This window comes from Micromonospora sp. NPDC047753, from assembly GCF_040642735.1.
Lineage (GTDB): Bacteria > Actinomycetota > Actinomycetes > Mycobacteriales > Micromonosporaceae > Micromonospora.
The window spans coordinates 1-8,874 of record NZ_JBEYSL010000278.1; the positions used below are offsets into that span (position 1 = coordinate 1).

Annotated in this window: 7 protein-coding genes and 1 pseudogene; 6 read left to right on the forward strand and 2 right to left on the reverse strand. The window is 71.8% G+C overall.

Going from position 1 to position 8,874, the window contains the following annotated elements:
- The 3 genes from ABZ749_RS21955 to ABZ749_RS21965 form a co-directional block, all read left to right on the forward strand.
- Window positions 1-827: S16 family serine protease (locus ABZ749_RS21955; protein ID WP_357230405.1), on the forward strand; the 827-nt coding region annotated here is incomplete at its 5' end.
- A 129-nt stretch (window positions 828-956) separates the two neighbouring features.
- Complete coding sequence (locus tag ABZ749_RS21960; RefSeq protein WP_357230408.1) at window positions 957-1,361, forward strand: DoxX family protein; 405 nt, start codon at window positions 957-959, stop codon at window positions 1,359-1,361.
- Window positions 1,362-1,437: 76 nt separating this feature from the next.
- Complete coding sequence (locus ABZ749_RS21965) at window positions 1,438-2,649, forward strand: right-handed parallel beta-helix repeat-containing protein (protein WP_357230411.1); 1,212 nt, start codon at window positions 1,438-1,440, stop codon at window positions 2,647-2,649.
- Between the two features lie 96 nt (window positions 2,650-2,745).
- Here ABZ749_RS21965 and ABZ749_RS21970 read toward each other — a convergent pair whose 3' ends face one another.
- Window positions 2,746-4,479, reverse strand: coding sequence for a DEAD/DEAH box helicase (locus ABZ749_RS21970; RefSeq protein ID WP_357230414.1), 1,734 nt, complete (start codon window positions 4,477-4,479; stop codon window positions 2,746-2,748).
- A 105-nt stretch (window positions 4,480-4,584) separates the two neighbouring features.
- Complete coding sequence (locus tag ABZ749_RS21975; protein ID WP_357230417.1) at window positions 4,585-5,514, reverse strand: hypothetical protein; 930 nt, start codon at window positions 5,512-5,514, stop codon at window positions 4,585-4,587.
- 133 nt (window positions 5,515-5,647) lie between these two features.
- On the opposite strand from ABZ749_RS21975, the gene ABZ749_RS21980 reads away from it, so the two are divergent.
- The 3 genes and pseudogenes from ABZ749_RS21980 to ABZ749_RS21990 all read left to right on the forward strand — a co-directional run bounded on the left by ABZ749_RS21980 (window position 5,648) and on the right by ABZ749_RS21990 (window position 8,710).
- The gene (locus tag ABZ749_RS21980; RefSeq protein WP_357230420.1) at window positions 5,648-6,802 is read left to right on the forward strand and encodes a histidine kinase; all 1,155 of its coding nucleotides are present in this window, start codon (window positions 5,648-5,650) and stop codon (window positions 6,800-6,802) included.
- The gene (locus tag ABZ749_RS21985; RefSeq protein ID WP_357230423.1) at window positions 6,799-7,404 is read left to right on the forward strand and encodes a response regulator transcription factor; all 606 of its coding nucleotides are present in this window, start codon (window positions 6,799-6,801) and stop codon (window positions 7,402-7,404) included. Before ABZ749_RS21980 ends, ABZ749_RS21985 begins: the two co-directional genes overlap by 4 nt.
- Window positions 7,405-7,510: 106 nt before the next feature.
- Window positions 7,511-8,710: pseudogene (locus ABZ749_RS21990) on the forward strand (low temperature requirement protein A).
- The last annotated feature ends 164 nt before the right edge of the window (window positions 8,711-8,874 follow it).

An 8,874-nucleotide genomic window follows, 5' to 3' on the forward strand; every position in this document is an offset into this window, starting at 1 on the left:
GGGAGCGGGCCGGGCTGACCGCCGACGAGGTGGAGATCGCCGACGAGGCGTTGGCGCTGATCGCGGGGGAGTACACCCGAGAGGCCGGGGTCCGGCAGCTCGAACGTGGCCTCGCCAAGATCCTGCGCAAGGTGGCGGTGACGCTGGCGACCGACCCGTCGCCGGTACGCGTCGACACCGACAACCTCACCCGCTACCTGGGGCGGCCGAAGTTCACCCCGGAGTCGGCCGAGCGCACCGCGGTGCCCGGCGTGGCAACCGGCCTCGCCGTCACCGGCGCCGGCGGGGACGTGCTCTTCATCGAGGCGACCAGCATGGAGGGCGAGCCGGGGCTGACCCTGACCGGCCAGCTCGGTGACGTGATGAAGGAGTCGGCGCAGATCGCGCTCTCCTACCTGCGCTCCAACGGGCGGCGGTTCGGCATCGACCCGAACGCTCTCGCGGGACGCCGGATCCACGTCCACTTCCCGGCGGGCGCGGTGCCCAAGGACGGTCCGAGCGCCGGCATCACCATGGTCACGGCCCTGGCGTCGCTGGTCACCGGCCGCCCGGTCCGTCCCGAGTTCGGGATGACCGGTGAGGTGACGCTCTCCGGTCGGGTGCTGCCGATCGGTGGGGTGAAGCAGAAGCTGCTCGCCGCGCACCGGGCCGGCCTCACCGAGGTGATCATCCCGGCGCGCAACGAGCCCGACCTGGACGACCTGCCGACCGAGGTGCGTGAGGCGCTGACCGTGCACACCCTGGCCGACGTGGCCGACGTGCTCGCCCTGGCGCTGCGCCCGGCCGACGTGAAGACGCTTGACGGGCCGGCGCTCTTCGCGGTCTGACGCTCCGACGATCCGGGCCCCCGCCGTCTTGCGACGGCGGGGGCCCTTTCGGTACGCGGGGAGGTCTACTGTCTCGTCTGCACCGTCAACCACCTCTCCGCCGCGAGGCGGCCCCTGGAGGAACCCCCCGTGAACGTGGTGCTCTGGATCATTCAGTTCCTGCTCGCCGCCGTCTTCGCCGGCGCCGGGCTGGCCAAGCTGAGCCAGCCGAAGGAGAAGTTGCGCGACGTGATGCGGTGGGTGGACCCCGTTCCACCGTCACAGGTCAAGTCGCTCGGCGCGGTCGAGCTGCTGGCCGCCGTCGGGCTCGTGCTGCCCGCTGCCACCGGCATCGCCACAGTGCTCACCCCGCTCGCCGCCGTCGGGCTGGTCATCGTCATGATCGGCGGCCTCCTGGTGCACCTGCGCGCCGGCAAGCAGCAGACCACCCAGCAGGGGCGTCGCACCGAGATCCAGGGCGCGGTCACCTGCGCGGTGCTGCTCGTCCTCGCCGCCGTGGTGGCCTGGGGCCGTTTCGGCCCGTACGCCCTCTGATCCGCGTCGGCGAGCACGCGACAATGCACAGTAGAGTCTGCCCGCCGCTCGAGGTGGCACTCAACGGGGGAGAGGCATGGAACCGATCGTGAGCGCACCTGGTGCGGTGCCGCCGGCAGCGCCACAACGGTCAGATCCACCGAGCCGACGGTTGGGACGGCGGGTGCTCTTCGCCGGCGGCGCGGGCGCCGCGGTGGCGACCACGGTGGCCACCCTCGCCGGTGCGGAACAGGCGGGATCGCCGCCCGTCACGACAGTGCGGGAGGCCCCGCTCAGCCTCCGGGACCCCCGGGTCGGCTGCCGGCTCGACGGCAGTGACGAGTCGGACAAGGTCACCACGGCGCTGAACCTGCTGCCGGCCGGTGGCGGGGAGATCTTCCAACCGGTGGGCGCGCTCGGTCTCGGATCGGAGGTTCGCTTTCCGACGAGTGTGACCTGGACCGGCGAGAACATCGGCGCGGCGATCATCCAGCCGGCCCCGGGCTACACCGGTCGTCTGGTCTCGAGCGGTAAGTACAACCAGATCTCCAACGTGCACTTCTACGGCATGCGGACCTCCAACGTGCTGTTGACCGTCCGTGGCCCCCGATCGACCTTCCATCACCTGCACTTCGGCAACTCGGGCAGCCACGCGATCGAGTTCCTCGGCAAGGACGCGGACACCAGCGCCCACGCCAACAAGATCACCGATATCAACATCGAGGACTGCCTCGGCGTCGGCATCCTCGTGAACAAGGTCGCGTACGACAACGAGTTCCTCAACGTCTGGGTCGGTGAGTGCCAGACCGGGATACGGCTGCTGGACAGCGCCTGCTTCTTCGACAACCTGCATGTCTGGGGTTGCCGGGGCAACGGAGTGGAACTGCGCGAACCCGCCCACCGGAACATCTTCCAGAACGTCTACCTGGAGTCGAACGGCACGAGTGGCACCGGCAGCGGCGCCGACCTTCGGCAGGTCTGGGGGACCCAGTTCATCGGCGGCCGGCTGTGGCGCAACGCCACCAACGGCATCGAGGTCTCCTCATCCGGACGTACCCGGATCATGGGGCTCGACATCCACGACAACGGCGCGAACGGGATCCTCGGCCGCGACGCCGACCTGTGCCAGGTGATCGGCAACCAGTTCTACGACGACGCGACGCCCCGCCGCCAGGACCGGCCGATCATGACCGTCGGCACCAGCAACAACTGGATCGTCACCAACAACGTGATGCGGGCGTACGACCACCGCTCCGGTGGCGCGTCGCTGGCCGGCGCCAACAACGTGGTCAACGGAAACATCGGCTAGCACCGGCGGGGCGGCGGGTGCCCATGTCCCTCCCGCCGCCCTCGCCGGGCCGGGTCGTCGGCGACCGTCGTACTCCGGCGGTCGCCGACCGCGTTCTCAGCGCTCGTCGCCGCCGCGGTCGCGGCGCACGGTGGCCTTGCGGCCCTTGATCGTGCTGGAGCGCAAGCCGGAGATGACCTCGTCGGCCACCCCCTGCGGCACCTCCACCAGTGAGAACCGGTCGGCGATCTCGATCGAGCCGATGTCCCGGCCGCGGATGCCGGTCTCCCCGGTGATCGCGCCGACCAGATCCTGCGGGCGCACCCCGGCGCGTCGACCCAGGCCGACGAAGACCTGGACGGTGTTGCCGCCGCCGGAGCGTGGCCGGCCCCCGCCGCGCCGGTCGCCGCCCCGGCCGCCGGCCTCCGGTCGGCCCTCGCGCGACCCACGGACCGGGGCCTGCGGGATCTCCTCCTCGTCGTCGGAGCCCGGCGACGTCACCTCGTGGGCCAGCTTCACGGCGGCGAGGGCGACCTCCATCAGGTCGAACTCGTCGGTCAGCGTCTCCACGATCACCCGGAACGGGTCGAGGTCGTCCTCCAGCAGGCTCTCCCGCAGGGCCGCCTGGGTCAGCTCCAGCCGCCGGGTACGCATGTCGGCCACGGTGGGGATCTTGTCGATGGTGATCCGCTGGCCGGTCACCCTCTCGATGGTCTTGAGCATCCGGTGCTCACGCGGCTCGGCGAGGGTGATCGCCACGCCCTCGCGGCCAGCCCGACCCACCCGACCGATCCGGTGCACGTACGACTCCGGGGCGGACGGCACGTCGTAGTTGACCACGTGGGTCAACTGCTCGACGTCCAGCCCACGTGCCGCCACGTCGGTGGCCACCAGCAGGTCCGCGGTGCCCGCCCGCAGCCGGCCCATGACCCGGTCGCGCTGCTCCTGGCTCATGCCACCGTGCAGCGCCTCGGAGCGGTAGCCCCGGCCGTTCATCGTCTCGGTCAACCGGTCGACCTCTTCCCGGCTGCGGCAGAACACGATCGCCGCCGTCGGGGACTCCACGTCCAACACCCGACCCAGCGCGGCCGGCTTGTGCGCCCGGGTCACGATGTACGCGCTCTGCCGCACCCGGGGCGCCTCACCCGCGACCGGCTGCTCCCGGCCGATCTCGATCCGCACCGGTTCGCGCAGGTGCTGGCGGGCCATCCCGTCGATGCGCGAGGGCATGGTGGCCGAGAAGAGCACCGTCTGACGCTGCGCCGGAGCGTGCTCCAGGATCGCCTCGATGTCCTCGGCGAAGCCCATGTCGAGCATCTCGTCGGCCTCGTCGAGCACCACCGTGGCCAACCCGCCGAGGCGCAGGGTGCCCCTGGCGATGTGGTCGAGGGCCCGCCCCGGGGTGGCCACCACCACGTCGACACCGCTGTCCAGTGCCCGCAACTGCCGCCCGATCGGCTGCCCACCGTAGATCGGCAGCACCCGCGCGCCCAGGTCCTTGCCGTAGCGGTGGAACGCCTCGGAGACCTGTACCGCCAGCTCCCGGGTCGGCACCAGCACCAGCGCCACCGGGTCGCCGCCCTGGCGGTGCGCCGTCATGAGGTTCAGCAGCGGCAGCGCGAACGCGGCCGTCTTGCCGGTGCCGGTGGCCGCCTGCCCCAGCAGGTCCCGGCCCTCCAGCAGCGGTGGGATAGCCTCTCGCTGGATGGGGGTCGGCTCCTCGTACCCGAGGGCGGCGAGCGCGCCGAGCAGTTCGGCGCGGAGCCCGAGCTCGGTGAAGGCGCTCACCTCGTCGGTGCCGTCGGGGGTGGCGTCGATCGGTGCGTCGTGCTGTGCAGGTGCGGAACTCATGTGCCAAGCCTTTCATCACGCCGTCCGGGCCGTTGCGGCGACCGCCACAAGAGCTGTCTCAGGGCCCGTGCTGCGGCTGTTCCGCGAGCCGGACGGCGGCCCCGATCAGGCGTCGGTGGTCAGGATGGCCAGCACCATCACCGCGGCGAGGGCCACGTCGAGCACCACGCAGAACTCGGCGTAGCCGCGCGGCACCACCCGGCGGTTGCGGTGGTGCACGATGTCCCAGCCGGCGTGCGCCAACCACCCGAGCGCCACCAGCCAGGCGGCGGTCCGCCCACCGGCCAGCACCGCGACCAGCGTCAGGGCGACCCAGATGGCCAGACCGGCGAGTTGGGTGGCGAGCACGCCCCGCCCGCCCAGCGTGCGGCGGGCCATGCCGATCACCAGGTAGCCGCCGGGCAGCACCAGCATCGTCCACGGGCTGAGCACGGTCGGATCGACCCACATGTCCACCGTCAGCAGCAGCGCCAGCCCGCTCGGCCAGTGGCGGGCGAGCGCCACCACGGCCGGATGCCGGCGGATCGGCACCGGCGCCTCGTGCCGATGACGCACCGCCACCAGCACCATGGCCGGCACCATCAGCAGGTGACCGCCGAGCATCAGGGCGTCGGCATCCAGCAGGCCCGCCCACCACGGCACGAGCAGCAGCAGGAACGGCACGTACATCGCGGCGGCCATCTCGGCGACCCCACGCCAGTGGTGCGCCCGGTAGCGCATCCACACCGTCATTCCGACGGTCATGTTCGTGGCCATCACCAGTGCGGCGACGTCCGGCCGGGCCAGCGCATCGGAGACTCCCAGGGCGGCGCCGGGCAGCTCCCACAACGGCCCGAGCAGCAGCATCCCGGCGATCATCGCCAGCGCCATCTCGCCCAGGTGCCACAGCAGCCGCCGCCTGCTGCTGGCCGGTGCCGCGGCGGTCGGTGCCGCCGCACTCGGCGTCGGGGTCGAGGGGGTCGGCTCGTCGGTGGGCAGGGGCGCGGGCGACGGTACGGCGGTGAGGCCGTCCGCGTACATCCTGGTGTTTTCCATGTCTACGACCCTGCCGGTGCCCCCGGTGTGGCCGGCAGACCCGTTCGTCACGGAAAAACCGTGCCGACCGCACGGCCCGACCGTGACAGTTCGCATGGGTGGACCATGCGCCGGGCGGTCCTAGGATCGGTGCGTGGCGAGCGAGGCGGTGACCACCCGGGCGGACCGGCGGCTGCGTCGCGCCCGACGGGCGACGCTGGTGTCGCTGGCCACCGGCGTGTGGGCGAGCGTCCTGCTGCCGGCGGTCGGCCTGACCCGCGAGCCCGACCAGGTCCGGGTGACGCTCGGCGCGGTCGGCATCCTCGCCTTCGTGATCGCCCAGACCGTCGTCCTGTACGCGGCCGTGACGCCGTGGCTCGACCCGCGCTGGCGGCGTCGGGCCGAGCTGAGCCTGATCGGGGTGGCGGTGCTGACCGTTCCGCTGGTGGGCCCGGTGGCGGCCGGCAGGTGGCCGACCTGGGCCTGGCTCGGCGCGGCGCTGATCGGCATGACGCCGCTGCTGGTGCGGTGGCGGGCCGCGCTGGCTGTCGCGGTCGGCGTCCTGGCGGTGTCGGTCGCGGTGGCCTGGTGGACCGGTGGTTCCGTTGCGCGTCACCTCGCCGTGACCGGCGCAATCGGCGCGGCGGTCGCCGCCGTCAACGGGTTCCAGGTCTGGTTCTGGGACCTGCTCGTGGAGGCCCGGCAGGGCCAGGCCGCTCAGGCCCGGCTCGCCGCCGCCGAGGAACGGCTGCGCTTCGCCCGCGACGTGCACGACGTCCTGGGGCACCACCTCACGGTGATCGCGTTGAAGGCCGAACTCGCCGCCCGGCTCGCACCGGTCGACCCGGAACGGGCCGGGCGGGAGGCCGCAGAGGTGCAACGGTTGGCCGCCTCCGCGCTGGGCGAGGTACGCGAGACCGTGCACGGCTATCGGGCCGTCGACCTCGACGAACAGCTCGCCGCGGTGGTGGGGGTGCTGCGCTCCTGCGGCGTGCGGTGCACGGTTCTGCCACTGCCGGCGGACCTGCCGCAGCCCGCCGCGATCGAGCTGGCGGCGGTGCTGCGCGAGGCGAGCACCAACGTGCTGCGGCACAGCCGGGCTGACTGGTGCCGGATCCGCATCGATCGGGAGGATGACCTGGCCAGGATGACGGTGGCCAACGACGGCGCCGACGACCGCGGCCCGGACGCGCACAGCCACGGTCTGCGCGGGCTGGCCGACCGGCTCGCCGCCGCCGGGGGCGAGTTGCGGGTACGCCGGGAGGACGCGATCTTCACCCTCGAAGCCACAGTGCCGGCGCCGTCGTGATCCGCGTCCTGCTCGCCGACGACGAGGACCTGATCCGGGTCGCCGTCGCCGCGCTGCTCGCCCTGGAACCGGACATCGAGGTGGTGGCACACGCCGCCGACGGGAAGACAGCCGTCACCGCGGCGCTGGCGCACCGTCCGGACGTGGCGGTGGTGGACCTGGAGATGCCGGGCCTGGACGGCATCGCGGTGGCCGCCGAGATGACCCGGGTCCGACCCGAGTGCGCGGTGGTCGTGCTGACCGGGCACGGTCGTCCCGGGCACCTGCGCCAGGCGCTGACCGCCGGCGCCCGTGGGTTCCTGCCCAAGGGCTCGCCGGGTGGGGCGCTCGCCGACGTGATCCGCCGGGTGCACGCCGGAGGGCGCTACGTCGACCCGACGCTGGCCGCCGACGCGTTGACCCTGCCCCCGTGCCCGCTGACCCCTCGGGAACTGGAGACGCTGCGGCTGGTGGAGGTCGGCGCCCCGGTCGCGGTGATCGCCCGTCGGGTGCACCTGTCCACTGGCACCGTGCGCAACCACCTCTCCGCCGCTGTGCAGAAGCTCGGCGCCGCCGACCGGGCCGAGGCCGTCCGCACCGCCCGGGACAACGGCTGGCTCTGAAGGGGGGACACCGGCGGCGCGCGTCGGGGAGGCCGCGAAACTCTCCGGCGCTGATCAATCAAGGCAGTCGAGTCCTCGCCTCTCAGCCGGCTGCGAAGATGGACAAATGCCCAGGAAAGTCGCGGCGGGTCCGGTCGACCCGGTGCGCTCCAGTGCCGTCGAGCTGTTCTTCGACCTCGTCTTCATCTTCACCCTCGGTCGCTTGTCGGCGACCCTGGTCGAGGAGCCCAGCCTGCTCGCCGACGCGCAGGCAGTGATCTTCCTGCTGGCCTTCTGGTGGATCTAGTACAACACCAACCTGGCTACCGACAGCCTCGACTGCGAACGACCCACAGTGCAGATTCTGATCATCTGCGTGATGCTCGGCAGTCTGCTGATGTCCATCAACGTTCCGGACGCCTTCGGCGACCAGGGCTTCGTCTTCGTGAGCGCGTACCTCGGGATCCACCTCGGCCGGACCCTGGTCATGGCCCTCTATCTGCACGGCACTCCGGCCTGGCGTCGGCCGGTACGGGGACTCGTCTGGTATTCGATGTCCGCGACGGTCTGGTTCGCCGGGGCGGCGGCCAGCGGCGGCGAAGCACGAGTGCTGCTGTGGGCATTCGCGCTGGCGATCGACTACTCGGCGCCGCTTCTGGGATGGCCGGTGCCGTGGCTCGGCCGGGCGCGGGCCAACGAGTGGCACCTCTCGGGCGAACACCTCAACGAGCGGTACCGGCAGTTCATCATCCTTGCCCTCGGCGAGACGATCCTGGCCACCGGCAACTTCTACCGGCTGTCGCCGCGAAACCTGGCGGACACCACCGCATTTCTGCTCACCTTCTGGACGGTGGTCTTCCTCTGGTGGACCTACTTCTATCGCACCACGAGCAGCCTCGCCGTGAAGATCGATACCGCCGTGGACCCGTACCGGCTCAACCTGCGGGCGAGCTACAGCCACCTGGTGATGGTGGCGGGCATCCTGCTCACCGGCATCGGCGGCGAGCTGATGCTGAAGGAGCCCGACGCGCAGCGGTCGGCCGGCAGCGTCGTGGCGATCCTGGTCGGGCCGCTGACCTTCCTCATCGGGCGGATGATCTTCGAGATCTGGGTGTTCGGCCGCCTGACGAGGCACTGCCTCGCGGCCGTGGTGGCATGCCTGATCCTGAGCCCGGTCGCGGCGCGACTCCCGCCGCTGTCGGTGGGCCTGTTGGGCGCGGCCACCATCACCGTCGTCGCCATCTTCGACCTGACCCACCGTGCCCGGGTCGCGGGTGAGGTCAACCCGGTGTCGGCCGGGGACGCTCCCCGCCGTCACCCTGCCTGACGGTGTGGCTCGGTTCCAATCTGTGGGGGCGGCGTGAACCGTCCGGATAGCGTGGGCGCGTGCGTACGGTGGAACTGGTCTGCTCGCCCGGCCTGGAGGTCGGCGGATCGGATGTGATGTGCGACCGGAAATGAGAGGATCCAACTGGTACGGCAGGCCGGGTG